This window comes from Capnocytophaga sp. G2 (assembly GCF_035282625.1).
Lineage (GTDB): Bacteria > Bacteroidota > Bacteroidia > Flavobacteriales > Flavobacteriaceae > Capnocytophaga.
On record NZ_JAYKBU010000003.1, the window covers coordinates 39,046 to 63,777 of the forward strand.

24 protein-coding genes and 1 tRNA gene are annotated in these 24,732 nt (G+C 35.5%); 13 read left to right on the forward strand and 12 right to left on the reverse strand.

Annotation, left to right across the window (positions count from 1 at the left end; genetic code table 11):
- Entirely contained in the window at nt 1-744 is a 744-nt protein-coding gene (locus VJJ03_RS02645; RefSeq protein WP_009745928.1) for a uroporphyrinogen-III synthase, read from the forward strand.
- A gap of 48 nt (nt 745-792) precedes the next feature.
- On the opposite strand, the gene VJJ03_RS02650 is transcribed toward VJJ03_RS02645, so the two are convergent.
- Nucleotides 793-1,152, reverse strand: coding sequence for a YraN family protein (locus VJJ03_RS02650; protein ID WP_009745927.1), 360 nt, complete (start codon nt 1,150-1,152; stop codon nt 793-795).
- Between the two features lie 32 nt (nt 1,153-1,184).
- Between VJJ03_RS02650 and VJJ03_RS02655 the strand changes: the two genes are divergently transcribed.
- Complete coding sequence (locus tag VJJ03_RS02655; RefSeq protein ID WP_009745926.1) at nt 1,185-1,622, forward strand: nucleoside deaminase; 438 nt, start codon at nt 1,185-1,187, stop codon at nt 1,620-1,622.
- Here the strand turns inward: VJJ03_RS02655 and VJJ03_RS02660 are convergent.
- Nucleotides 1,619-2,572 carry a PhoH family protein gene (locus VJJ03_RS02660; protein WP_323973671.1) on the reverse strand — a complete coding sequence of 318 codons (954 nt, stop codon included), beginning with the start codon at nt 2,570-2,572 and terminating at the stop codon, nt 1,619-1,621. The genes VJJ03_RS02655 and VJJ03_RS02660 overlap by 4 nt on opposite strands.
- Nucleotides 2,573-2,732: 160 nt before the next feature.
- Here VJJ03_RS02660 and VJJ03_RS02665 point away from each other — a divergent pair, with 160 nt between their 5' ends.
- Both VJJ03_RS02665 and VJJ03_RS02670 read left to right on the forward strand, forming a co-directional pair.
- The gene (locus VJJ03_RS02665; RefSeq protein WP_323973673.1) at nt 2,733-3,665 is read left to right on the forward strand and encodes a sulfite exporter TauE/SafE family protein; all 933 of its coding nucleotides are present in this window, start codon (nt 2,733-2,735) and stop codon (nt 3,663-3,665) included.
- A gap of 11 nt (nt 3,666-3,676) precedes the next feature.
- Entirely contained in the window at nt 3,677-4,627 is a 951-nt protein-coding gene (locus tag VJJ03_RS02670; protein WP_323973675.1) for a peptidylprolyl isomerase, read from the forward strand.
- A 63-nt stretch (nt 4,628-4,690) separates the two neighbouring features.
- On the opposite strand, the gene VJJ03_RS02675 is transcribed toward VJJ03_RS02670, so the two are convergent.
- Nucleotides 4,691-5,395 carry a ZIP family metal transporter gene (locus VJJ03_RS02675; RefSeq protein ID WP_009745922.1) on the reverse strand — a complete coding sequence of 235 codons (705 nt, stop codon included), beginning with the start codon at nt 5,393-5,395 and terminating at the stop codon, nt 4,691-4,693.
- Between the two features lie 127 nt (nt 5,396-5,522).
- Between VJJ03_RS02675 and VJJ03_RS02680 the strand changes: the two genes are divergently transcribed.
- Nucleotides 5,523-6,542 carry a quinone-dependent dihydroorotate dehydrogenase gene (locus tag VJJ03_RS02680; RefSeq protein WP_323973677.1) on the forward strand — a complete coding sequence of 340 codons (1,020 nt, stop codon included), beginning with the start codon at nt 5,523-5,525 and terminating at the stop codon, nt 6,540-6,542.
- Between the two features lie 40 nt (nt 6,543-6,582).
- On the opposite strand, the gene purH is transcribed toward VJJ03_RS02680, so the two are convergent.
- On the reverse strand, nt 6,583-8,115 hold the full coding sequence (gene purH, locus VJJ03_RS02685; protein WP_323973678.1) for a bifunctional phosphoribosylaminoimidazolecarboxamide formyltransferase/IMP cyclohydrolase: 1,533 nt from the start codon (nt 8,113-8,115) through the stop codon (nt 6,583-6,585).
- Nucleotides 8,116-8,275: 160 nt separating this feature from the next.
- Here purH and VJJ03_RS02690 point away from each other — a divergent pair, with 160 nt between their 5' ends.
- Nucleotides 8,276-10,480, forward strand: coding sequence for a RelA/SpoT family protein (locus VJJ03_RS02690; protein ID WP_009745919.1), 2,205 nt, complete (start codon nt 8,276-8,278; stop codon nt 10,478-10,480).
- Between the two features lie 143 nt (nt 10,481-10,623).
- Here the strand turns inward: VJJ03_RS02690 and VJJ03_RS02695 are convergent, their stop codons facing one another.
- Complete coding sequence (locus VJJ03_RS02695) at nt 10,624-12,246, reverse strand: S8 family peptidase (protein ID WP_323973681.1); 1,623 nt, start codon at nt 12,244-12,246, stop codon at nt 10,624-10,626.
- Between the two features lie 124 nt (nt 12,247-12,370).
- On the opposite strand from VJJ03_RS02695, the gene VJJ03_RS02700 reads away from it, so the two are divergent.
- The 5 genes from VJJ03_RS02700 to VJJ03_RS02720 all read left to right on the forward strand — a co-directional run bounded on the left by VJJ03_RS02700 (nt 12,371) and on the right by VJJ03_RS02720 (nt 15,953).
- Entirely contained in the window at nt 12,371-12,931 is a 561-nt protein-coding gene (locus VJJ03_RS02700; RefSeq protein WP_009745917.1) for an L-threonylcarbamoyladenylate synthase, read from the forward strand.
- Between the two features lie 84 nt (nt 12,932-13,015).
- Entirely contained in the window at nt 13,016-14,290 is a 1,275-nt protein-coding gene (gene glyA, locus VJJ03_RS02705; protein WP_323973683.1) for a serine hydroxymethyltransferase, read from the forward strand.
- Nucleotides 14,291-14,487: 197 nt separating this feature from the next.
- Nucleotides 14,488-14,560, forward strand: a tRNA-Pro gene (locus tag VJJ03_RS02710).
- A gap of 29 nt (nt 14,561-14,589) precedes the next feature.
- Complete coding sequence (locus VJJ03_RS02715) at nt 14,590-15,105, forward strand: DUF2892 domain-containing protein (RefSeq protein WP_323973685.1); 516 nt, start codon at nt 14,590-14,592, stop codon at nt 15,103-15,105.
- A 14-nt stretch (nt 15,106-15,119) separates the two neighbouring features.
- Nucleotides 15,120-15,953, forward strand: a complete 834-nt coding sequence (locus tag VJJ03_RS02720) for an alpha/beta hydrolase (protein ID WP_323973687.1) — start codon at nt 15,120-15,122, stop codon at nt 15,951-15,953.
- A gap of 83 nt (nt 15,954-16,036) precedes the next feature.
- Here VJJ03_RS02720 and VJJ03_RS02725 read toward each other — a convergent pair whose 3' ends face one another.
- The 5 genes from VJJ03_RS02725 to VJJ03_RS02745 all read right to left on the reverse strand — a co-directional run bounded on the left by VJJ03_RS02725 (nt 16,037) and on the right by VJJ03_RS02745 (nt 20,913).
- Nucleotides 16,037-16,684, reverse strand: a complete 648-nt coding sequence (locus VJJ03_RS02725) for a rhodanese-like domain-containing protein (protein ID WP_040358412.1) — start codon at nt 16,682-16,684, stop codon at nt 16,037-16,039.
- An 11-nt stretch (nt 16,685-16,695) separates the two neighbouring features.
- Nucleotides 16,696-17,724 (reverse strand): UDP-glucose 4-epimerase GalE, encoded by a 1,029-nt coding sequence (galE, locus tag VJJ03_RS02730; protein ID WP_323973689.1) that lies wholly within the window; start codon nt 17,722-17,724, stop codon nt 16,696-16,698.
- Between the two features lie 29 nt (nt 17,725-17,753).
- The gene (locus VJJ03_RS02735) at nt 17,754-18,590 is read right to left on the reverse strand and encodes a mechanosensitive ion channel family protein (RefSeq protein WP_323973691.1); all 837 of its coding nucleotides are present in this window, start codon (nt 18,588-18,590) and stop codon (nt 17,754-17,756) included.
- A 108-nt stretch (nt 18,591-18,698) separates the two neighbouring features.
- A complete protein-coding gene (ftsA, locus tag VJJ03_RS02740; RefSeq protein ID WP_040358411.1) occupies nt 18,699-20,117 on the reverse strand; it encodes a cell division protein FtsA in 1,419 nt (472 codons plus the stop codon).
- Between the two features lie 76 nt (nt 20,118-20,193).
- A complete protein-coding gene (locus VJJ03_RS02745; protein WP_253908266.1) occupies nt 20,194-20,913 on the reverse strand; it encodes a cell division protein FtsQ/DivIB in 720 nt (239 codons plus the stop codon).
- A 203-nt stretch (nt 20,914-21,116) separates the two neighbouring features.
- Here VJJ03_RS02745 and VJJ03_RS02750 point away from each other — a divergent pair, with 203 nt between their 5' ends.
- Nucleotides 21,117-22,034 (forward strand): UDP-3-O-(3-hydroxymyristoyl)glucosamine N-acyltransferase, encoded by a 918-nt coding sequence (locus VJJ03_RS02750; protein ID WP_323973693.1) that lies wholly within the window; start codon nt 21,117-21,119, stop codon nt 22,032-22,034.
- Between the two features lie 19 nt (nt 22,035-22,053).
- The gene (locus tag VJJ03_RS02755; protein ID WP_323973830.1) at nt 22,054-23,346 is read left to right on the forward strand and encodes a glycosyltransferase; all 1,293 of its coding nucleotides are present in this window, start codon (nt 22,054-22,056) and stop codon (nt 23,344-23,346) included.
- A 181-nt stretch (nt 23,347-23,527) separates the two neighbouring features.
- Here VJJ03_RS02755 and VJJ03_RS02760 read toward each other — a convergent pair whose 3' ends face one another.
- Together VJJ03_RS02760 and VJJ03_RS02765 are read right to left on the reverse strand one after the other, a co-directional pair.
- Nucleotides 23,528-24,052, reverse strand: a complete 525-nt coding sequence (locus tag VJJ03_RS02760) for a hypothetical protein (RefSeq protein ID WP_323973695.1) — start codon at nt 24,050-24,052, stop codon at nt 23,528-23,530.
- On the reverse strand, nt 24,049-24,663 hold the full coding sequence (locus VJJ03_RS02765) for a hypothetical protein (protein WP_323973697.1): 615 nt from the start codon (nt 24,661-24,663) through the stop codon (nt 24,049-24,051). The genes VJJ03_RS02760 and VJJ03_RS02765 overlap by 4 nt, the downstream gene beginning before the upstream one ends.
- Nucleotides 24,664-24,732: the final 69 nt, after the last annotated feature.

Sequence of the window (24,732 nt, forward strand, 5' to 3'; positions counted from 1 at the left end):
ATGAAAGTGAAAACAATCTTGGTCTCCCAACCAGAGCAGTCAGAGAATTCACCATATCACCAGATTATAGAAAAATATAAAGTAAAAATAGATTTCCGTCCTTTTACAGAAGTACAAGGAGTGACTGGAAAGGATTTGAGAACTCAAAAGATTGAACTTCAGAATCATACAGCTATTATTCTTACTAGTAGGAATGCCGTAGACCATTTTTTTCGAGTGGCAGAAGAAATGAGATTTAAAGTTCCTGATATGATGCGTTACTTTTGTCTTTCTGAAGCAGTAGCCTTTTATTTACAAAAATATATAACTTACAGAAAAAGAAAGATTTATGTAGGAAAAAAAGATTTTGCAGATCTTATACCATTTTTGAAAAAACATAAAGAAGAAAAGTTCTTTTTCCCTACTTCAGAAGTATTAAGCCCTACAATAGAAAAATCATTAAATGATTTAAAAATAGAGTGGAAAAGGGGTATCCTATTCAGAACTGCTCATGCTGATATTACAGATTTGAAAGATGTAAAATATGATGTAATAGCTTTCTTTAGTCCTGCAGGAGTAGAGTCTCTTTTCAAAAATTTTTCTGATTTTAAACAAGGAACTACTCGTATAGCTGTTTTTGGAGCTTCTACTCTTAAAACAGCTGAAGAAGCTGGACTGAGAATAGATATCCAAGCACCTCTTCCAGAAACTCCTTCCATGACAATGGCTTTAGAGAAATACTTAGAGAAAACGAACAAAAGATAATGGATATAAAAGACTACCTAAGTAGTCTTTTTTGCTGTGAACTAATTTTTAGAAAGGATAGAAGGCATCTTCTATATGCTCTAGGTGGTGTTCTGTATTATTTTTTATAATAGAAATAATATCAAAACGTACTTCCATATCTAAATTATTGATATTGATATAATGATTAGTTGCTTTAGCTAATAGTTTCATTTTTTGAGGATTTACAAAAGAATAGGGCTCTCCGTAATAAGCTGATCTTCTTGATTTTACTTCAACGATGATTAGTATGTTATTATACTTAGCAATAATGTCAATTTCTGCACTCTGCCAATAGAAGTTACGCACTAGAATTTCATATCCTAAATTCTCTAAATAAAGGACAGCTTCTTCTTCGGATTCTTTACCAAAGTCATTATGTTCAGCCATAAAATTATTTTTGTAATAGTTTGTTTTTTTATATGTTATCTGATACTTATTTTATGCAAAAGGCACTACAAGAAGCTGAGATAGCTTTTGAGCAAGGAGAGGTTCCTGTAGGAGCTATTATTACTATAAATGAAATTATCATAGCTAAAACTCATAATCTTACTGAAAGATTGGGTGATGTTACAGCTCATGCAGAGATTCAAGCCATTACTTCTGCCAGTGAATATATGGGAGGTAAGTATCTAACTAATTGCACATTGTATGTTACTCTAGAACCTTGTGTAATGTGTGCTGGGGCTCTTTATTGGAGTCAGATAGGCAAAATAGTTTATGCATCAACAGATGAAAGGCGTGGTTATCATCTCTATGGAAATCTTCTACATCCTAAGACAGAAGTTATTCATGGTATCTTAGAGAAAGAAAGTAGTCAATTACTTAAAAAATTCTTCCAACAAAAGAGAAATTTTTAGTCTTCTTCCTGCTCAGCGCGGGTATAAGCATTGATAATCTCTTTTACTAAAGGGTGTCTTACTACATCTTTATCATCTAACCAAAGAGTTCCAATACCTTTGATTTCTTTTATAATGTGTAGTGCTTCAATAAGCCCACTGGATACTTTCTTTGGGAGGTCTATTTGTCCAGGATCTCCCGTAATAATGAATTTAGCATTTTTTCCCATACGGGTAAGAAACATCTTCATTTGCACATAGGTAGTATTTTGAGCTTCATCTAAAATGACAAAGGCATTATCCAAGGTTCTTCCTCGCATAAAAGCTAAGGGGGCAATCTGAATAGTTCCATTCTCTATGAAAGAATTGAGTTTGTCAAAAGGAATCATGTCCAATAAGGCATCATAGAGTGGTTGCATGTAAGGGTCTAATTTTTCTTTTAAATCACCTGGAAGAAAGCCTAAATTTTCACCTGCTTCTACCGCAGGACGAGTTAGAATAATGCGTTTTACTTGTTTGTTCTTTAAGGCTCTCACAGCCAAAGCTACACTTGTGTAAGTTTTCCCTGTTCCTGCAGGACCTATAGCAAAAACCATATCATTTTTGCCAATTAGGTCTAATAACTTTTGTTGGTTGGGGGTCTGTGCACGAATGATCTTCCCTTTTACTCCATGTACGATAAAATCTCTATCTAAGAGTGTGGAAGGGAGTAGTATGCTATTGTCAGAAGTTAGGATACGTTCAATAGTATTTCTGTCCAGATGATTATATTTCTCAAAATGTAAGATGAGTTGCTCTAAGCGTTTTTCAAATTCATCAAGGAGTGATTCCTCTCCAAAAGCATGAATTTCATTACCTCTTGCCACTATCTTCACTTTAGGAAAGTAACCTTTTAAGAGGTCAATAGTACTGTTCTGTTCTCCGAAGAAAGCTTGCGGATTTACTTCTAATAGGATAGTTCTTTGATTCAAATCTTATTTTTTGTCAAAATTACGTATTTTTTTTGAATTAGAAAAGAGAGGGTAATTTTATTTTTCAATTATAAAAAGAACTTCATAGAAATATGGTTAATAGGAAAAAAAGTTATATCTTTGCCCTTCGATATTGTAACACAAAATATAATAATTACTAATGAAGAGTTTTAAAGAAAACGAAAATAACCCTCCTATAGTACAAGCACAATTGCTTAAAAGACAAAAAAGGAATAGGTTACTTTTGTTTTTTATTTTTTTTCTTTTAATAGGAATCACTCTTTGTATCATTTATTCTACAGAATCTCTGATATCGTTAAAAAATACTTTGGCTCAAGAGAATTACTTGTTCTATTGGATGATATTGGCAGGTTGTGGGGCAGAGATCATTGCAGGCTCTATGGGGATGGGATATGGGGTCATTTGTGCCACTATATTACTGATAATGAATGTAGATCCTCGTGCTATTAGCGGTAGTATTCATGCATCTGAAATGGTTACGGCAGCAGCGGGGAGTATCAGTCATTTTAAGCTTAAGAACATGGATAAGGAACTCATTAAACGATTGCTTATTCCCGCTATTATAGGAACTGTGATAGGAGCTTTGTTATTACTTTATTTGGGAAATGAAGGTAATGGATTGGCTAAACTTACAAAACCTTTTATTGCGATGTATACCATTGTTCTGGGATTTAAAATTTTACGTAATGGTTTTCGTGGAAAGGTAGAGAACAAAGAGGTAAAGACCATTCCTCTGGGGCTCTTTGCAGGTTTTGTGGATGCTTTTACAGGAGGAGGATGGGGACCTTTGGTTACCAGTTCCTTTATCAAAAATGGTCATACTCCACGATATGTGATAGGAGTCTCTACTTTTACTAATTTTGCTATTACTGTAGTTAGTACAATTATTTTTATTACAGTACCTGAGGCTATTAATTGGCGCATTGCTTTAGGACTCATTATAGGAGGAGTAGTTACAGCACCTATTTCTGCTTTAGTTACTTCTAAACTTCCTCCGAGAAAGATATTCTTTATCATAGGATTTCTTATTATTATAATGGGATTCACTACTATTTATAAAGCTATTTTTTAATTTTTAATTTTATGGATATAACAAAGTTAGAGGATGGAATTTATGCACAAATTCAGACAGCAAAAGGAGATATTCTTCTTCGCCTCACTTATGAAAAAACACCTGCTACTGTGGCTAATTTTGTAGCTTTAGCAGAAGGAAAAATGAAAAATACCGCTAAACCTATAGGGATTCCCTTCTATGATGGATTGAAATTCCATCGTGTAATAGCTGATTTTATGATTCAAGGAGGATGCCCTCAAGGAACGGGAGCAGGAACACCAGGATATCGTTTTGATGATGAATTTCATCCTGACCTAAAGCATGACCGAGCAGGAATTCTCTCTATGGCTAATGCAGGAGCTAATACCAATGGAAGTCAGTTCTTTATCACACACCGTCCTACGCCTCATCTGGATAATAAACATACTGTTTTTGGCTATGTAATAGAAGGTCAAGAGGTAGTAGATAGTATTGCTCAAAATGATAAGATAGAAGCAGTGAAAATTATACGAGTAGGACAGAAGGCTCAACAATGGGATGCTTTGAAAACTTTTGAAAAATTTAATGCTGAAAAGCAAGCTCGTATAGAAGCCGAAAAACGTAAACAACAAGAAGTTCTAAGGCAGATGACAGAAGGATTTGAAAAAACTACTTCAGGGCTCTTTTATAAAATCACAGAAAAAGGGAAAGGAAAAAAAGCAAAAAAAGGAGATAATGTAGCAGTACATTATACAGGAATGCTTTTGGATGGAAAAGTCTTCGACTCTTCTTTGTACAGAGGGAAGCCACTTAATTTTACTGTAGGAATAGGTCAGGTAATTGAAGGATGGGATGAGGGGATTCTTCTCTTAAGTGAAGGAGATAAGGCACGTCTTATAATTTCTTCTGACCTTGCTTATGGGGCACAAGGAGCGGGAGGAGTAATTCCCCCTAATGCACCTCTTATATTTGATGTAGAGCTTATAAGAGTATTATCCTAATCAAAGTAAAACTTGTTAAGTAGTAGTATCCAAAGAATTTTTGCAAGGGTTCTTTGGATATTTTTATACTCCATAAGCCAATATGAAACCTAAAATAATGACTCCAAGTTTTTGGTAATTAAACTTATGATTCTCTGAAGTTTCAAAAAGGATTACAGAAGAGATATGTAAGAAAATTCCTATTACAATAGCACTCATCTGTGTATGATATTTTACAAACTCAGGTACATAATTTACAAGGAAAGCCCCAAAAGGGGTCATCAAAGAAAAAAGAAATAGAAAAATAAATGTCTTTTTAGTGCCTATTCCCGAATCTAAAAAGAAAATGGTCAGTACCATGGCTATGGGTAAATGATGGATAAAAATACCGTATACCATATTATTGTGCTCATGTAAAGGGAAACCTTCCAAAATAGAATGAATACTTAAACTTATAAAAAGACCCCATGGAAATTGTGTTCTAAGTCCTTTGGCAGGAGAATGAAAATGCCCATGTTCCGCACCATGAGAGAAAAATTCTAAAATAATTTGCAAAAGTATTCCTATAATAATCCAGATACCTATATTCTTTATTTGAATATGGGAATGTGATTCTTCTATTATAGAATGATATACCTCTGGAATAAGTGTAAAAACAGTCATTCCCATTAGAAAAGCTCCACTGAAAGCTAAAAGCAGTTTGATACGATTTTTATTATTAGGTTTTACCCATAGGACGAAGCAAGCTCCTATAATAATGGAGAGAAAAGGAAGTAAATAATTTTTCATTCTGTATAGCTCAAAATAATTGATGTTTTCAAGGGTGCAAAGGTAATTTATTTTTATGGAAGAAATGGTAAAAAATCATACAAAAAAATCAACTAAATATCGTATATTTGCAAGAAAATAATTATTCATGTATAAGTATCTTATTCGTCCATTATTATTCTTATTTGATCCTGAAAAAATTCATCGTTTTACTTTTTGTTGGCTTAAATTTATTAATAAAATTCCTTTAATCTCTAATCTGCTTAGGAGTCGTTACTTCCTTAGAGATAAGCGATTAGAGCGAGAAGTCTTTGGCATAAAGTTTCCTAATCCTATAGGATTGGCTGCGGGCTTGGATAAGAATGCAGAACTCTATACAGAACTTTCTAATTTAGGATTTGGCTTTATAGAAATTGGTACGGTAACCCCAAAGCCCCAACCAGGAAACCCTCCCAAACGGCTTTTCCGCTTGGTAGAGGATAAAGGAATTATCAACCGTATGGGCTTTAATAATGATGGGGTAGAGGCAATCACTGCACGACTCAAAAAGAACAAGCATGTTATCATAGGAGGGAATATAGGGAAAAACAAATGGACAGAGAATGAGAAGGCACATGAGGATTATTTGTATTGCTTTGGACAACTAGCCCCTTATGTGGATTATTTTGTAGTGAATGTTAGTTCTCCTAATACACCTAACCTCCGTTCTCTTCAAGAAAAAGAGCCTCTTCAAAAACTCTTAACCCTCTTGCAAGAGGCTAATGGGAAACTTCCTAAATCTAAACCCATACTACTGAAAATAGCTCCAGATCTTACCGATGAGCAGTTATTGGATATTATAGATATAATTAAGCAAACTCAAATAGCAGGGGTAATCGCTACCAATACTACTATAAGCAGGAACGGACTGACTTCTCCTAAGCAGGGGGAGATAGGAGGTCTAAGTGGCAAACCGCTAGCCCAGCGTGCTACAGAGGTGATACGCTTCTTAGCCGAGAAGAGTAACCATGGCTTCCCTATCATAGGGGTTGGTGGCATACATTCTCCCCAAGATGCCTTGGGAAAATTTCACGCTGGAGCTTCTTTGATACAAATTTTTACAGGATTCATCTATGAAGGTCCTTCTCTTATCAAGAAGATAAACAAAGCAATACTCAATGAAAAGTGAAGAATGATTGTTCACTCTTCACTTCTTGCTATTCTTTTAATTAGTGTTTGAAATGACGTATACCAGTCATCACCATAGCGACTTGGTGAGCGTTGCAGTACTTTATACTTAGGTTGTCCTTGATAGACCCTCCTGGTTGTATGACGCTTCTAATGCCTTCTTTCTGAGCAATTTCTACACAATCAGGGAAAGGAAAGAAGGCGTCACTTGCCATAACAGCTCCTTGTAAAGAAAAGTTAAACTCTTTAGCTTTTTCAATAGCTTGCTTAAGGGCATCTACACGGCTTGTTTGTCCTGTTCCAGAGGCAAGGAGTTGTTTGTTCTTAGCCAGTACAATAGTATTGGATTTGGTATGCTTGCATATTTTGGAAGCAAAAAGCAAGTCTTCTAAGTCCTCAGCAGAAGGTTTTTGGTCAGTAACATAAGAAATGTCGGAAACAGCATCTGTCTTTAGATCTTTGTCCTGCCATAGATAACCATTTAGACAAGAACGAATTGAGATTTGTGGCAATAAAGTTTCTTTTTGTACCAAAAGAATACGATTTTTCTTGCTTTCAAGGATTTCCAAAGCTTCATTTTCATAACCAGGAGCGATTATCACTTCGCAGAATAGAGGATTGATAGCTTCAGCTGTCGTTTTGTCTATAGGACGATTAGCGATAAGAATACCTCCAAAGGCAGAAACAGGATCGCAGGAGAGTGCAGTGTTATAAGCATCCAATAGGGTAGAGCGAGTGGCAATTCCGCAGGTGTTATTATGTTTTAAGATAGCAAAAGTAGGAGAGTCATTCATGAATTCGTTCATCAAATTTACTGCTGCATCCACATCTAATAGGTTGTTATAGGAGAGTTCTTTACCATGTAGTTTGGTGAAAAGAGCTTCAAAATCTCCAAAGAATACTCCTTTTTGGTGAGGATTTTCTCCATAACGAAGTGATTGTGCTTTGTCCTCACTTATACGTAGGCATTCTATAGAAAATTCTCTATTAAAATAGTTAAAGATGGCTGTATCATACCTTGATGAAGTAGCAAAAGCCTTTAAGGCAAGGGATTTCCTTTCTGAAAGATTTGTTTCTCCATTATTTTCGGATAGAATTTGTAACAGAATAGGATATTCCTCTTTAGAAGAAATACAAACAGTATCCTTGAAGTTCTTAGCAGCTGCACGGATAAGAGAAATTCCTCCTATATCTATTTTTTCAATAATATCTTGTTCAGAGGCACCATTAGCAACTGTTTCTTCAAAAGGATATAAATCTACAATAACTAAATCTATTTGAGGGATATTATAGGTTTCCATTTGTTCTTGGTCTGTAGGGTTTCCTTGTCGGTTAAGGATACCTCCAAATATTTTAGGATGTAGAGTTTTTACTCTTCCCCCCAGAATGGAGGGATACTCAGTAACATTCTCTACAGGAATGACAGGGATATTTAAGGATTTGATAAAGGCTTCTGTACCTCCTGTGGAATACAGAGTAATCCCCAATTCATTCATTTTATGAATGATAGGTTCTAATCCCTTTTTACTGAATACGGAAACTAAGGCTGATTGAATACGTTTTTTTTGTTCCATTTTTTGTAGATTTATTTAGATAATGAAAGTACAAAAGTAAACATTTCTAATATAAAGAACAAATTTTTATTTTTAAAAAAAGGCATGATTTTTTGTTAAAAAACTTTTTTAATTTAGAAAAAAAACGTAATATAGCGGTTGATTATAAAAATTCAATTTTATGGAAACCGAATATTATACTCCTGAAGAGAGTAAAGAAATAGCTAAAAGATATAAAGATCTATTGCGAGAGAGTTATCAGATTCTTAGTGAGGATGATAAGAAGCTTATTCGCAAAGCATTTGATATGGCAGTGGATGCCCATAAGGAACAACGTAGGAAAAGTGGAGAGCCTTATATATTTCACCCCATCGCAGTGGCGAAAATTGTAGCTTATGATATAGGCTTAGATGCTATTTCTATAGCATCAGCTCTGTTGCATGACGTGGTAGAGGATACTCCCATTACCATAGAAGAAATTGCTCAAAACTTTGGAGATACGGTCGCTAAGATAGTTAAAGGACTTACTAAAATTTCAAACCTTAGTCGTGATACGGATGTCTCTTTTCAAGCTGAAAATTTCCGAAAAATGCTCCTAACACTCAATGATGATGTCCGTGTTATCCTTATTAAAATTGCTGACCGTTTGCATAATATGCAAACAATGGATGCAATGCCCACCTACAAACAACAAAAAATTGCCTCTGAAACACTCTTTATTTATGCACCATTAGCTCATAGAATAGGACTTTATAATATTAAAACTGAGTTAGAGGATTTAGGACTTAAATATACAGAACCTGAACAATATTATGCCATTCTAAGTAAAATAGAGGAATCTAAAGAAGAGCAATTGCAGTATATAGAAGAGTTTTCCAATACTGTAAAAGCAGCTTTGGACAAAGAAAAAATTGATTATTATATTAAAGGACGACCTAAGTCTATTTATTCTATTTATAAAAAGATGGTCTCCAAGAAGATACCATTTGAAGAAGTATATGATAAATTCGCTATACGTATTATCTATAAAAGCACCCCTGAGAATGAGAAGTTCCTGGCTTGGAAGATATATTCCATCGTAACAGATTATTTTCGTCCTAATCCTACACGGCTTAGGGATTGGCTTTCTTCTCCTAAGAGTACAGGATATGAGGCTTTGCATATAACGGTGGTAGGTCCTAAGAACAAGTGGGTTGAGGTGCAAATTCGTAGTGATCGCATGCATGAAATAGCAGAGAAAGGATATGCTGCTCATTTTAAATACAAACACGGAGAACAGAATGAACGAGGTATAGAGATGTGGCTTAATCGGTTGCAAGAGGTCTTAGAAGATAATGAAGCTAATGCAGTTGAATTTGTACAGGAATTTAAAATGAATCTTTATGCAGATGAAATCTTTATTTTTACTCCTAATGGAGAAATTAAATCCTTACCAAAAGGTGCAACTCCCTTAGATTTTGCCTTCAGTATTCATACAGAAGTGGGAATGCATACTCGTGGAGCTAAGGTAAATGGAAAACTTGTTCCTTTAAATTATAAGCTCAGAAGTGGAGAACAAGTAGAAATTATCACAGCGGAGAATGCATCACCTAATCCTAATTGGTTGGATTATGCTACTACTACTAAAGCGCTTGCTAAGATTAAAGGAGCACTCAAAGAAAATCGTAAGAAGGTAGCTGAGGAAGGTAAGGAAATATTAAGACGTAAGTTAAAGCAACTTAAGATAATACTTGATGAAAAAGTAATTAATGATATGGTTACTTATTTTAAAACAAAAACCAGTCAAGATATTTTTTATCAAATGGCAACAGGGGAAATTAATAACCAGATGCTTAAGAATTTTGTAGGAAGTAGAAGTACTACTTCCGCTTTCTTTAACTTCTTCAGAAAGAAACCGTCTACCCATGTAGTTCCTGAAAAATCTAAAGATGCTCATGAATATGACATGATTGTATTTGGAAAAGATGAACAAGTGTTAGATTATACTTTCTCAAAATGTTGTACACCTATTCCTGGAGATGAAATTTTTGGTTATATAGCTGTGAACGGGGGTAGTATAAAGGTTCATAAGAAGGATTGTCCCAATGCACTTTCCATGTTCTCCAATTATGCTTATAGAATAATTCCTGCTAAATGGGTAAAATCTACAGAAAGAGAGTATGAAACAACCATCAAAATTATAGGAGTAGATAGGAAAGGATTAGCTGCAGAAATTACCAATCATATTACTCATAAGGGGTTAGGAATGAATAATATTCAACTAATGAGTAAAGGAGGAATTTTTGAAGGAGAGATAACCCTTTTGGTTTCCAATACTGAATCCTTAAACTCCTTATTAGATAGTTTAAGAAAACTTAATGGGGTAGAAAAAGTCTTCAGAGAATGATTACAAATTAGAAAATATGAAAATAGCAGTGAATGTGTAGGGGAGTTTGGTGGGACTATGGCTTTATAATAAGTTAGATAAAAAGATAATAAAAAAAGAGGCTGCCCCTTTTGGATAGCCTCTTTTCCATTAATCTAAAAACATTATTTGCTCCTTTTGGCGGCTAAAATAATCGCATTATAAGCATTCAATATTCTTCCAGATTTGCTAAGATTAGAAAAAGGCATAAGTTTTGACTCAGCACCTTCTTCCTCTCCAATAAGAACTTCTTTAATAGTAGGTACTATTCCTGATTCCATAAGAATTTGCTTTACTTCTCTGGCTTTAAGTTTAGGAAAATAAGCGCGAATGAGGGCTGCTACTCCTGCCACTTCAGGGGATGCCATAGAAGTACCACTTAAGAATTTGTATTTATTTTCCGGTACAGTAGCATATATTTCCACCCCAGGAGAGAACAAATCTACATTATTTTTCCCATAATTAGAGAATTCAGCTACTAAATTTTCATTGTATTTATAATTAAGGGCTCCAACGGTAATCATTGTATCTGTAAATTCTTTTCCATTGATATTGTCATCAGGAAAAGAGGTATTGGTATCCATGTTTTTTGTCTCATTTCCAGCTGCATTTACAATGAGAACATCTTTTTTAGCTGCATATTTTAGTGCATCATATACCCATTCTTTATGAGGGGAGAATTCTTTACCAAAACTGGTATTAATAACTTTTGCTCCGTTATCAATGGCATAACGCAAAGCAAGAGCTACATCCTTATCATATTCATCACCATAAGGCACAGCACGTACAGGAAGAATACGTACATGGTCGGCTACCCCATCCATGCCTATATTGTTATGACGTATAGCAGCAATAATACCTGATACATGAGTACCATGCAAGGCTCCCTCGGCAGTAGGTCCTATTACATTATTATTCCCATAGATTTTGTCATTAATATCATCTGGGTTGTCCTTAAGAATTTTTCTTGGAGAAAAATCTTTATTTAAGTTATATTTTATACGGTCTTCATAATATTTTAATCCATCTTCGATATTTTCTAAAGTTTCTTTTACAGTAACTCCATTGCTAAGTAAGCGTTTCATACCACGTACAGCATCTGCTAACTGTGTTGATTCAATATTGATCTTATCTAAATCCTCTAAAGTATATTCTTTTTTAGCCAAATGGCTTTGGATAAGAGCATCGCTCATGGAAATTTTTTCTTTTATTTGTGTAAGGCGTTCTATGCCCTCTTGAGACTCTTGGTACTCTTTCTTATAAGTCTTCTCTGCCCTCTTATAATCGGGATTATTAGTATCCCCTGATTTGAGAATACGTACATATTCAAGATTATCTTGATTAATTTCTCCTAAGAAATTCCAACCATGTACATCGTCCACATAGCCATTTTTATCATCGTCAATTCCATTGTTAGGAATCTCTTTAGGGTTTGTCCAAATAATGGATTTAAGATCTTCATGGTTAATATCCACTCCGGAATCTACCACTCCTACAATAACAGTTTTTGCCTTTCTGCCTTCAAGAACTTTATAAGCTTTTTCTAAGCTAATACCTGGATAGCCAGTAGTAAGCAGATCTTGATGAGGCCAACTTTTTAACTCCTCTTTGGAGGGAGATGCTGATTGGGAAGGAATTGTTTTTCCATCCAAAGTTTCAAGTGGCAAAGAAGCAATCTTAGAAGCTCCTCCACAGGCTACCATAAGCCCAGACAAAGCCACATAAAAAATAGGTTTTCTTGTATTCATTATGAAATCTTTTAAAAACTAATGCAAATGTACTACATTTTTTTCAAATAAAATAAATAAAAGATATATATTTTCCTTGAAAAGAAGTACTTTTGTCCCCTCAAATAATTTATGTTATAAGTCAATGAAGATAAAAGAAATAGTGAAGCTAACACTTCCCTTCTTACAGGAGAATAAGGTAATCCTTTATCCTACAGATACTATATGGGGATTGGGATGTGATGCCTATTCTTATCAAGGAATAGAAAGAATACGGCAGATAAAAAGAAGAGATATTAATAAGAATTTTATTCTTTTAGTCTCTTCCTTGGGTATGCTCAAGCAATATGTGAAAATACCCTCAGAAATAGTCTTCTTTTTAAAGAGTCAAACACGCCCAACTTCTGTAATATATCAAGAAGTTTGTAATAGTTATCTTCCTTTAGCAAAGGATAATTCCTTGGCTTTCCGGATAGTTCAGGATGAATTCTGTAGAGAGCTTATCAAAGCATTTGGAAAACCTATTATTTCTACTTCTGCAAATATAACTGGAGAACCAAGTCCTATGACATTCTCACAAATTAGTGAAGAGATTAAGAATTTAGTGGATTATATAGTTCCTTACCACCAGCAAAATCAAGAAGGAAAAACTCCTTCTCAGCTTGTAAAGATAGAAGAAGGAGAAATTATATTTTTAAGAAAATAAATTAAAAAAACAAAGAGGAAAAGTAGTTAATCAGTAAAAAAAGTATTATATTTGCACCACATAAAATAAAAATATTTATTTCCTATGAAAAGAGACCAACAGATTTTTGATCTTATCCAACAGGAGAAAGAAAGACAATTAAGAGGTATAGAACTTATTGCCTCTGAGAACTTTGTAAGTCCTGAAGTAATGGAGGCAGCAGGTTCTGTACTCACCAATAAGTACGCAGAAGGATATCCTGGAAAGCGCTATTATGGAGGATGTCAAATAGTAGACCAAGTAGAGCAATTAGCTATAGATCGTGCTAAGGCTCTCTTTGGAGCAGAATATGTAAATGTGCAACCTCACAGTGGTTCTCAGGCAAATGCCTCTGTATATGCAGCATGCCTTACTCCAGGTGATAAAATCTTAGGCTTTGACCTTTCTCATGGAGGGCACCTCACTCATGGTGCTGCAGTGAACTTCTCTGGTAAGCTTTTTAGACCTATTTTTTATGGAGTTGAAAAAGAAACAGGACTTTTGAATTATGATAAAATAGCTGAAATTGCTCAAAGAGAAAAACCTAAAATGATTATAGCAGGTTATTCAGCTTACTCACGTAATATTGATTTTAAGAGATTTAGAGAAATAGCGGATAATGTGGGAGCTTTCCTTATGGCTGATATTGCACATCCAGCAGGGCTTATCGCTAAAGGCTTACTGAATGACCCCATCCCTCATTGCCATTTTGTTACTACGACTACTCATAAAACACTTCGTGGTCCGCGAGGAGGTATGATTATGATGGGAAAAGATTTTGAAAATCCTTTTGGTGCTAAGACACCTAAAGGGGAGATTCGGAAGATGTCTTCCCTAATAGACCTATCTGTATTTCCAGGAAACCAAGGAGGACCTTTGGAACATATTATTGCTGCGAAGGCAGTATCCTTTGGGGAAGCACTCTCTGATGATTTCTTACATTATACAATTCAGATACAAAAGAACGCCAAGAAATTGGCACAGCTCTTAGTGGGAAAAGGCTACAATATCGTCTCAGGCGGTACTGATAACCACTTGATGCTCATTGACCTTAGAAACAAGAATATCAGTGGTAAGGAAGCAGAAACAGCTCTGGTAAAAGCCGATATCACAGCCAATAAAAATATGGTACCTTTTGATGATAAGAGTCCTTTTGTAACCAGTGGTATCCGTTTGGGTACGGCAGCGATTACTACACGGGGCTTGAAAGAAGGTGATATGGAAGTTATAGCCAATTATATAGATGAGGTTATTACCCATGCTAAGGATGAGAAGTTATTAGAAAGTATAGCTCAAAAAGTAAATAAATATATGTATGATAGACCTCTTTTTGTAGAGTAAGTGGATGTATTTGATTAAGTTTAATTTTAGAAGCTGTTAACTGTAAATAATTCTATTAGTTAGCAGCTTATTTTTTTGACTATACATTAATTTATTGAGAATTAATTTTTTAAAAATACGGGAATAGGAGTGAAAAATATTTTTTTAGTTTAGAAAAAATGTGTATCTTTGCACTTGCAAATCGGAAGTGATTTGATCGGGATGTAGCGCAGTTGGTAGCGTTCACGTATGGGGTGCGTGAGGTCGCTGGTTCGAGTCCAGTCATCCCGACTATTTTTTAATCTACCTTTTACATAGAAATGTTTCACAGATATATTAAAATAGTTATAGCAGTGCTTATTTTTGCATTTGCTATCTATCAATTTAGCTTGGGAAATATTGGAAATGGGATTTTTTTGATACTTCTTTCTCTTTTTCCAGTATTATTTTATTTCAAAAATGAATTTCTTATATTGGCTTTTTTAAGGCTCCGTAAGCAAGATGTAGCAGGAACTAAGAAATGGCTTGATTATATAAAGAATCCTGAAACTGCTCTTATAAAGAAACAAAGAGGATATTATAATTATTTGTATGGAATAATTACATCACAGGTTAATCTTACTCAAGCTGAAAAATATTTCCGTACCGCCTTAAAATATGGGTTAAATATGAAATATGATGAAGCTATGGCAAGGTTGAGTCTGGCAGGAATATCAATGCAAAAGAGACGAAAAAGAGAGGCTCAAGAGTTCTTGACACAAGCTAAAAAATTAGATAAACAGAATTTACTTAAAGATCAAATTAGAATGATGCAAGAACAAATGAAGAAGATATAAATTTTTATTCTATTATGAAAAATAGTATTATCACTTTCCTTTTTCTTTTATTCATATTGCCTTTGTCGAGTTATGGACAAGTTCCTTTCTCAGTACAAAAAATAGGGAATAAAGGGAATTCTATTTTATTTATTCCAGGGCTTGCCTGTTCTAGTGAAGTATGGCAAGATACCGTAAAAGAACTTAGCTCTAATCACACCTGTTATCTGCTTACCTTAGCAGGATTTGCAGGGACTCCTCCAGTAAAAAATCCCAGTGTAGAGTATTGGGCAAATACCATTATCTCTTATATTAAAAAGGAAAAAATTAAGAATCCTGTGATTGTAGGACACAGTTTAGGAGGAGTACTTGCTATGAAAATAGGGGCAAAAGCACCTAAACTATTGCAGAAAATAGTAGTGGTAGATGCACTACCTGCGCTTGCTGCCCTTTCCAATGACAACTTTAAAGTAGATCCCAATAAGGATTGTACTCCTACTATCAAGGAATTAACAAGTATGTCCAAGGAGGCTTTCCAGCAAGCACAAACATCATTAATGGTTTACTATACTGAAAACAAGGAGAAAGTACCACAAATAGTACAATGGAGTGTAGATTCAGATAGGGAAACTATTGCAAAAATGGTCTGTGAACTATCTAATACAGATCTCAGAGAGGAGATACAACAGATACAGGTGCCTACTTTAGTCTTATTAGAGTCTGTTTTTAGCTTTTCAAAAAATAAAATAGAACAACAATACGCAAAGTTGCCTAAGAAAGAACTTAGATATGCCAATAAGGGGCTCCATTTTATCATGTATGACGACTATGATTGGTATATACAACAACTAAAAGAGTTTATTCAATAAAAGTAAAAGAATATAATATATGAAGAGAGGCTACCCGAAAAAAAGTAGCCTCTCTTTGTTAGGAAGTAGAGTATAATTCTGGTTTACTCTTGAAAATACTTTGATTTGGTGAGTATAAAAAGGTTTTCGTCTTCAACGCCTATAAGTTCATGTTCTACATTGGCAGGAATATTATAGGTATCCAATGCCTTTAGAAGAATTTCTTCTCCATTGATAAGGAAGCGTACTTCCCCCTTAATCATGACAAGGAAGGCAGGAACATCTGTAGTATGTTTTTTAAGGATTGCTCCTTTTCCCAAGGCTACACCTACCTGTTTGATTCCTTTTCCATTTTTTATCACAGATACAGTTTGCTTATCAGTACGATAAGAAAGCCTGTCCATTAAATTTTCCTTTTGTAGGCTTTTAACAAAGAGATAACCTTTCCCATTGACAGCTTGTATTTGGTGCTTTAAAAGGAGTTTTCTGGCGGCTTCAGCACGTTTCCCTGTTCTACAGAATAGGATAATATTGCTCTTTCCTTGAAATTGAGAAAGTTCTTTTTCTACACGATCTAAAGGAATGTTTATGGCATTTAGAGCACTTCCCTGGTTAAATTCCTTTTCAGTACGCACATCTACAAGGAAAGCATCTTTCTCATTAATAAGAGTAGCCAAGGATTTTTCTTGAGCATGAACAATCACTCCTAATAGGGAGATAATTGTTAGATAAAATATTTGATTTATTCTCATAAATAATAAAATTAAGCATTTTTATTTCGTAATTTTTTCTCCCAATTCCAAGCAGAAAGAAGTGCTTCTTCAAGAGATAGCTTAGCCCTCCATTGGAGTTCCTTATTTGCTTTTTGAGTATCGGCATAAGCGGCAATGACATCTCCTTCTCTACGTCCTACTATCTTATAGGGAAGGGTTTGCCCACTTGCTTTTTCGAAGGCTTTGATAACTTCTAATACAGAACTCCCTTTTCCAGTTCCTATATTGAACACTTCATAATTACTTGAATTTCTATTTTGTAAAAGTCGTTCAAGGGCAGCCAGATGAGCTTCGGCTAAATCAACTATGTGAATATAATCTCGAATACAAGTGCCATCAGGAGTAGGGTAGTCATCACCATATACAGAGACAATTTCCCGTAACCCAATAGCTGTCTGTGTAATATAAGGAATCAAATTCTGAGGAATTCCATTGGGGAGCTCTCCTATAAGGGCAGATTCATGAGCTCCAATAGGATTAAAGTAGCGTAGAGAAATTGCCTTGATATTGGGTTGTACAGCACAAGTATCACGGATGATTTCTTCATTGATTTGTTTGGTGTTTCCGTAAGGACATTCTGCTTGTTTGAAAGGAGCGTCTTCCGTTACAGGGAGCTTGTCTGCTTGACCATATACAGTGCAAGAAGAACTAAAAATGAAGGCTGTATTTTCCCTTTTTTGGAGTTCCTGAAGAATATATATAAGGGAAGTTATATTGTTTTCATAATACAAAAGAGGTTTTTTAACACTTTCACCTACTGCTTTTGAGGCAGCGAAGTGGATTACTCCGTCAATATTGGGGTAGCGATGGAAGAAATCTTGTACTTTCCCCTTTTCTCTAAGGTCTAATTGTTCAAAAGTAGGAGCTTTACCTGTAATTTGAGCGATTCTGTCCTTTACTTCAATAGAGGAATTGGATAAGTTGTCAATAATAATGACTTCATACCCTGCTTGCTGGAGAACTACAACGGTATGAGAACCAATAAAACCTAAGCCTCCTGTTACTAAAATAGTTGACATATATTTATTAAAAATTATAAAATTAAAAATTAATTGGGTATAATATGAACATCTGTTTGAGGAAAAGGAATCTCAATATTTTCCTTATCAAAGCTCAATTTCATTTGTTCTACTAAATAAAAATGAGTATCCCAATAATTCTCAGTATTTGACCACACACGTAAAGAGAGATTGACGGAACTATCCGCTAATTCTTCCACATATACAATAGGCATAGGATCCTGTAAGGCTGTGGGACACTCTTTTGCTAAAGTATATAGTATTTCTTTTGCTTTTTTAAGGTCAGAACCATAGCCAATACCCACTATAATTTTATCTCGTCGTTTCTTAGTTCGAGAATAGTTAACAATATTATCAGAGAAGAGAGGCCCGTTGGGAATCATTACCTGTTCGTTTCCAAACTTAATAATGGTAGTATAGAACATTCCTATGCGTTCAACATTACCAATATGACCTTTCGTCTCTATAGAATCTCCTATACGAAAAGGTTTGAGAATAAGGAGCATAATTCCTCCCGCAAAGTTAGAGAGAGAGCCCTGCAAAGCAAGACCTACGGCTACACCAGCAGCAGCTAAAGCTCCTAAGAAGGAGGAAACGGGAACTCCTATTTTCTGGATAACAGTTAGGAAGAGGATAATGTAAAGAATCCATCTGAGTAGTTCGTTCACAAAGTTCTGGATTGTGGTATCAACGCTTCGGCTTATCATGATACGTTTTACAAACTTTCTGATAATCCTACACACCCATATTCCCACAACAAAGAGAATAATAGCTCCTATTAAATTAGGTAAAAAAGAAATAGTTTTATCAATAAACTTATTTAAAAATGCTTCAAAATCATTAAAAGATGCAGAGCTTTGTTTCATAAGGTTCTATTTTTAGAGGTATTATTGTATAAAAATAGGGATTATATTGTATAGAAACAAGTACAATCCACTATCTTTTTGTATTTAGTCATGCAAATTAATCCAAAATTACTCCATTGTTTTAAAGAATTCCGTAAATTTTTCAGATATTGATCTTAAAAAGTTCTTATTCTCGGATTTACTTTCTTCTTCCTCTTCTTTTTTCTCCTCTTTTTCCATTTCAGAAATATTATTTATAGTAGGAGGGATAATAGGAGTTTCCTCTTTAGGTTGCTCCATTTCAGGAGTCAGTACAGTATGTGCTTCATTGGAAGTAAGCTCTCCATGTATTTGAGAGAAATCAATACGTTGTCCTTCTGAGCGTTCTCTTTCTATAGCATCTAACAATAACCCTATGGAAGTAGCATAGATAGGTGATTCCAATTCAGTAGAGGTATTGCTGGCTAAGTGTTCATTAGGAAGTCCAATGCGTGTAGGAAGTCCGGTTACATATTCTACTAATTGTCGCAAATCCTTTAACTCACTTCCTCCTCCAGTGAGGACAATTCCTGCTATTAGTTTTTTTCGGGGTTGATCATAACCATAGTTTTTAATTTCATTGAAAATAGCTCCAATAATCTCTTCCATACGGCAACGGATAATACGAGCTAAGTTCGTTACTTGTATTTCTAAGGGTTCTCTATCTTTGAGAACTTGAATATTGATAACTTCATTTTCCTTAGTATATTCAGGCCAAGCAGAGCCGAACTTAATTTTCAATAATTCTGCTTGTTTGTCAAAGACTCCACAACCTTCTTTGATATCTTTATCTATGATATTTCCGCCAAAAGGAACTACAGCAGTATAGCGAATGTATCCTTCTTTAAAAATAGCCAAGTCAGTAGTTCCTCCACCTATATCTACCAAAGCTACCCCTGCTTCTTTCTCTTCTTCGCTTAATACAGAAGCAGAAGAAGCTATAGGCTCTAAAGTAAGCCCTTTTAGTTCAACACCAGCTTTGGTTACGCAGCGGTGAATATTCTTGATAGGAGCCACTTGTCCTGTAACAATATGGAAAGTTCCTTCCAAGCGAGAACCAACCATGCCAATAGGATCATGAATATCATCCTGCCCATCTACTTTGTATTCTTGAGGGAGAATATGGATTACTTCTTCACCAGGAAACATATTTTTCATACTCATTACACGTAAGCAAAGAGCTTCTAAATCCTTAACAGTGATCATCTCATCAGCATTTTCTCGAATAATGTAATCAGAGGCTTTATCACTATGGATATGTTGTCCAGCAATTCCTACGTATGCTTCTGAGATGGAAACTCCTGCTTTGGCTTGTGCTTGTGCGACAGCTTGTTGTATGGAGTCAATGGTTTTTCCGATATTGCCTACCATGCCACGAGCAATACCTTGACTTTTAGCTTTGCCATATCCTAAAATTTCTAACTTACCATATTGGTTCTCGCTACCAATAATAGCAACGATTTTAGTAGTTCCTATGTCAATTCCTGCAATATATTTTTTCTGATTCATTTTAGCATCTATCTTCATCTCTGATAATTATTTTTGCGTTTCCTTAAATTATATTTTGTGTTTTTTAACAAATTCACTAATTATCCTCTTCTGCTGAAGAGGGCTTTGTACAAACAACTTGATTATTGTATTGTAGATTTATCATTGTATATCTGTCTAAGAAATGATCTTTGGAGGCTTTTCTATAAAAAGCTTTCAGATTATTGAATTTTAGGGAAATATCTTGAGCGTTTCCTAAGCAGACTAAAAAATCGGCTCCTCTTAGTTTGGCATAGAACACTCCTTTATCGGCAATAACTTCTACTATATTCTCTTTTAGGAAGTTATCCTTGTATATATAGGAGAGAATAAGATGAGTGTCTTCCCATACAGTTTCTGTAATGCCACGAACGATGGGTACTCTTGCAGAATAAGCATTTGAAAGAGGCATCTGCTTACCTTGCATATCCATATAGTAGAATTGATCATTATTGACGATTCTTGCAATAGGCTCACGCTGCTTTACAATAACCTTTACAATACCATCAATAGTTAAGTAGATATCAGCATTTTCTACCATAGGATTAGCATCCAATCTTTTTTCTAATAAGTTGATATTTATCTCCTTAGTAAGGTATTCTTCTGGATTCTTTATTGAAAACAGCAAATTTTCAATAGCATCATTGGTAATATACTGAATGTTCTTAGGACTTCCTAAGCGAGTAATGTCCACTTTTTGAATTTTCCTAATATTGTTACGATGATTAGCAAAAGATTGTAATATGATAGGAAAACCAATAATAATACTGATTTTCAATATATTAATGATTCTATTCCTTTTACTATTCATTGATAAAAAACACTCGCATTCTCTTAGCAAAGGTAGTGATAAATAAATTAAAAGTAATAGGTAAGTAAACTAAATTTATTAACAATAATCTATCACTTTTTTTAATAAAAAATTCACTATTTATGTATTTATATTTTCTGTATCTTTGTACCCAAATAGCAAGAAATAAAATGAAATTTCCGCAACCCTATACTTTAGAACAAATAGCCACGATTATTGGCAGCCGCTATATAGGTGATAAAGATTTTCCCGTATTGGGGATGAATGAGATACATGTAGTGCGGGAGGGAGATATTGTCTTTGTAGACCATCCTAAGTACTATGATAAAGCGCTACAATCCAAGGCTACTGTAGTACTCATTAACAAGGAGGTACCTTGCCCTGAGGGAAAAGCCTTACTTATTTCCGAGGATCCTTTTCGTGATTTCAATAAGCTCACCCGCTTCTTTAGGCCTTTTGAGAAAGCAACCACCCTTGTAGCAACCACTGCAAAAATAGGTGAAAATACTATCATTCAACCAGGGGCTTTCATAGGTAACCATGTAGTGATAGGTAAGAACTGTCTCATCCATGCTAATGTTACTATCTATGACCATTGTGTGATAGGTGATGAGGTAACTATCCACTCAGGAACCACTCTTGGTGCCGATGCTTTTTATTATAAAAAACGACCTGAAGGCTTTGATAAGCTTCTCTCTGGCGGGCGTGTAGTGATAGAAGATCATGTGGACTTGGGAGCACTCTGTACGATAGATAGAGGTGTAACAGGCGATACCACTATCAAGCGAGGAACGAAAATAGATAACCATGTGCATGTAGGTCATGATACGGTAGTAGGGGAGGAGTGCCTAATTGCTTCCCAAGTGGGCATCGCAGGATGTGTGGTGATAGAGGATAGGGTAACCCTATGGGGACAGGTGGGTATCACCAGCGGGGTGACCATAGGCGAAAAAGCAGTTATTCTGGCGCAGAGTGGTGTGACCAAATCCTTAGAAGGCAACCAGACTTATTTTGGTTCTCCTGCTGAAGAAGCCCGTAAAAAATATAAGGAACTAGCTTCTGTAAGAAATTTTGCCGAAACACATTAGCCATTAGGGCATGCCGCAGATGAAAAAAGTACTGATAGTCACCTATTATTGGGCGCCAGCAGGAGGTCCTGGCGTACAGCGTTGGCTAAAATTTGTCAAGTACCTACGTGATTTTGGGATAGAACCTATCATATATACCCCAAAAAATCCTACTTATCCTATGGTAGATGCCCATATAGCCGATGACCTACCCCAAGACCTGACTTTACTTCGGACGAAGATATGGGAACCCTACGGCTTGGCCTCCCTCTTTTCCAAAGAGAAAACAAAGAAGATCAGTGCAGGGATTATCCCTACCAAGAAGCTCTCATGGGTGGACAAGTGTCTGCTATGGGTACGTGGGAATCTCTTTATCCCCGATGCTCGGGTACTATGGGTACGTCCCTCAGTGAAGTATTTGTCTGACTATATTACTACTCAGGGCATAGATACTATTATCACCACAGCGCCCCCTCATAGCATACACCTCATAGGGTTACACCTAAAAGAAAAATACCCTACCCTACGATGGATAGCCGACTTTCGCGACCCGTGGACGAATATAGGTTACCATTCCCAACTTAGACTTACCGAGAGGTCAGCCCAGAAGCACCTCGCCTTAGAGCGCAAGGTACTCCAGAGCGCCGATACTATTATCGTAACCAGTCCCAGCACCCAGCGGGAATTTACCGCAAAGACCTCAAAGCCCATTGTACTTATCACCAATGGCTATGATGATACCTTCGGGGAGGAAGTTCCCCTATCTCCCTACTTTATGCTCTCCCACATAGGCTCCTTACTCTCAGAGCGCAACCCAGAAACCCTTTGGCAGGTATTGGGAGCCATGGCAGCAGAAAGCCCTGCCTTTAGGCAGGATTTACGTATATGCTTGGCGGGGAAGGTAAGTGAGGAAGTCTTTGTTACCATAGAGAAATATGGGCTTAGCTCCTCCTTGGAGTACAAGGGGTATCTAAGTCATACCGACGCACTGGCGCTACAGCGAAGCTCTCAGTTATTACTTCTTTTGGAAATCAATCACCCTAAGACAGAAGGCATTATTCCAGGAAAGCTCTTTGAGTATATGGCTGCACAACGTCCTATTCTTGCCTTGGGCTACTCGCAGTGGGATGTGAGAGAAATCATCGCTCAGACCCATACGGGTATTACTCTTTTGGTAACCGATGCTCCCGCTATTAAGCAAGCCCTTACCCATTACTATACCCTATATAAGGCAAATCAACTCCATACCCAGCCCACCTCCCTTGGTGCCTATCATAGAAAGGCACTTACCCAAAAGCTTAGTGAGGTGATTTTGGAGAGAGGAAAAGGCTAAAGGGAGTAAAAAAATGATATTTTTAGTAGGTAGATTAATCCAATTCCACTCTATATTTGTAGCCCCTATCATCTATGAAAAAAGCTGTACCATCGCTGATATCAATAGGGAATAAATGGCTGCCATCTAACCATCCTCCGTTATTCCAATATATTTTGATAAGTTCTTTCTCTTGTCTTCTTTATTGTTTTACTGAAATAGAGCTTAGGAAAGTATTCTTTTCTGTATAAGCTTTTTGACTGTCATTCATAAGAATACATTGGAAAGAGACAGCCCTACCGCGGACAAATAGAATAACATTCCCCCTATTAGTAACTTCTCCATTCATAGGATTAATTGCAGAAAAACTATATTTTTTCCCATAGAACTTACCTTTTTTGATAGATTGTATTTCAGGTTCACTTTCAGAATTAGCTAAAGCTCCTTGTATAAAATGATTAAGAAAACTTTCTGCAACCTCTTTTTTCTCAGCTTCAGAGAAGTTTTTCTCAGCCATAAGATACTCCGCTCTACGAGGGACATCAGCTATGATAGCCATAAAAATAGCATTATCTGTTTGGGTTATATATTGCCGAGCTCCTTGCTCTGTCTGGTATATAGGTGTATTAGGGAAAGTAACCCAGACACCATTATCTACCTCTTTCTTCACTTGGGAGAAAAGAGAGGTTGTGAGTAAAAAACTAAGAATAATTGTAATAGTTTTCATAAACTTCTATTTGAATAATCCTTTAATACTTGTAAAGCTCCAATATATCTACTATCTTTATAATCTTTTTTGAATAGATCAATTTTTTCAGGATCTTCTACATTCCAATAATAGTAGAAATATTTCCCTCTTGGACATAAATGAGGGTTATCAAAAAAATCTTCTTCTATATCTTCTTTCAAAATTCTGCATTCTCCTACATCTATTTTAGGCTTTGCTTGGCTATCTAAAAAAGCCTTCACATAAGCATACCCCATCATAAGGTTTTTTGATATTCCATTAAATCCTCTTCTCTCCTGATAGGAGAAATCACCATAGGCAATATTTGTTGTTAGCATATAATTGGCTTCCAACATTTTCAGATTGATTGATTTTACAATTCTTAATAAAATTTCTAATTTCTCTTCTTTTGAAGTATCTCTTGTAACATATAAAGTACCACAATCAGAAATAAAAATTCCATTTATGTCACGACAGGTTTGTAATTCATCATAACCAATTTGATAAAACTTATCTAAAGCATAAAAAGCTTTATTTTCATTCATCATTGCCTTAAATCCACAAATATCAATAAAGGCAACAAATGTTTGACCAGAAAAATTGTTCAACATATTATTCATTTTTTAGATTATTTAAATTTTACACCCTATAGAGAGTTCTTTAAAATGAGCCGGTTCGCA

What these genes read in the sequence shown, in the direction of transcription:
- VJJ03_RS02645 (WP_009745928.1), top strand. Translation starts at nt 1, where the DNA reads ATGAAAGTGAAAACAATCTTGGTCTCCCAACCAGAGCAGTCAGAGAAT.
- VJJ03_RS02650 (WP_009745927.1), bottom strand. Translation starts at nt 1,152, where the DNA reads ATGGCTGAACATAATGACTTTGGTAAAGAATCCGAAGAAGAAGCTGTC.
- VJJ03_RS02655 (WP_009745926.1), top strand. Translation starts at nt 1,185, where the DNA reads ATGTTATCTGATACTTATTTTATGCAAAAGGCACTACAAGAAGCTGAG.
- VJJ03_RS02665 (WP_323973673.1), top strand. Translation starts at nt 2,733, where the DNA reads ATGAAGAGTTTTAAAGAAAACGAAAATAACCCTCCTATAGTACAAGCA.
- VJJ03_RS02670 (WP_323973675.1), top strand. Translation starts at nt 3,677, where the DNA reads ATGGATATAACAAAGTTAGAGGATGGAATTTATGCACAAATTCAGACA.
- VJJ03_RS02675 (WP_009745922.1), bottom strand. Translation starts at nt 5,395, where the DNA reads ATGAAAAATTATTTACTTCCTTTTCTCTCCATTATTATAGGAGCTTGC.
- VJJ03_RS02680 (WP_323973677.1), top strand. Translation starts at nt 5,523, where the DNA reads ATGTATAAGTATCTTATTCGTCCATTATTATTCTTATTTGATCCTGAA.
- purH (WP_323973678.1), bottom strand. Translation starts at nt 8,115, where the DNA reads ATGGAACAAAAAAAACGTATTCAATCAGCCTTAGTTTCCGTATTCAGT.
- VJJ03_RS02690 (WP_009745919.1), top strand. Translation starts at nt 8,276, where the DNA reads ATGGAAACCGAATATTATACTCCTGAAGAGAGTAAAGAAATAGCTAAA.
- VJJ03_RS02695 (WP_323973681.1), bottom strand. Translation starts at nt 12,246, where the DNA reads ATGAATACAAGAAAACCTATTTTTTATGTGGCTTTGTCTGGGCTTATG.
- VJJ03_RS02700 (WP_009745917.1), top strand. Translation starts at nt 12,371, where the DNA reads ATGAAGATAAAAGAAATAGTGAAGCTAACACTTCCCTTCTTACAGGAG.
- glyA (WP_323973683.1), top strand. Translation starts at nt 13,016, where the DNA reads ATGAAAAGAGACCAACAGATTTTTGATCTTATCCAACAGGAGAAAGAA.
- VJJ03_RS02715 (WP_323973685.1), top strand. Translation starts at nt 14,590, where the DNA reads ATGTTTCACAGATATATTAAAATAGTTATAGCAGTGCTTATTTTTGCA.
- VJJ03_RS02720 (WP_323973687.1), top strand. Translation starts at nt 15,120, where the DNA reads ATGAAAAATAGTATTATCACTTTCCTTTTTCTTTTATTCATATTGCCT.
- VJJ03_RS02725 (WP_040358412.1), bottom strand. Translation starts at nt 16,684, where the DNA reads ATGAGAATAAATCAAATATTTTATCTAACAATTATCTCCCTATTAGGA.
- galE (WP_323973689.1), bottom strand. Translation starts at nt 17,724, where the DNA reads ATGTCAACTATTTTAGTAACAGGAGGCTTAGGTTTTATTGGTTCTCAT.
- VJJ03_RS02735 (WP_323973691.1), bottom strand. Translation starts at nt 18,590, where the DNA reads ATGAAACAAAGCTCTGCATCTTTTAATGATTTTGAAGCATTTTTAAAT.
- ftsA (WP_040358411.1), bottom strand. Translation starts at nt 20,117, where the DNA reads ATGAATCAGAAAAAATATATTGCAGGAATTGACATAGGAACTACTAAA.
- VJJ03_RS02750 (WP_323973693.1), top strand. Translation starts at nt 21,117, where the DNA reads ATGAAATTTCCGCAACCCTATACTTTAGAACAAATAGCCACGATTATT.
- VJJ03_RS02755 (WP_323973830.1), top strand. Translation starts at nt 22,054, where the DNA reads ATGAAAAAAGTACTGATAGTCACCTATTATTGGGCGCCAGCAGGAGGT.
- VJJ03_RS02760 (WP_323973695.1), bottom strand. Translation starts at nt 24,052, where the DNA reads ATGAAAACTATTACAATTATTCTTAGTTTTTTACTCACAACCTCTCTT.
- VJJ03_RS02765 (WP_323973697.1), bottom strand. Translation starts at nt 24,663, where the DNA reads ATGTTGAACAATTTTTCTGGTCAAACATTTGTTGCCTTTATTGATATT.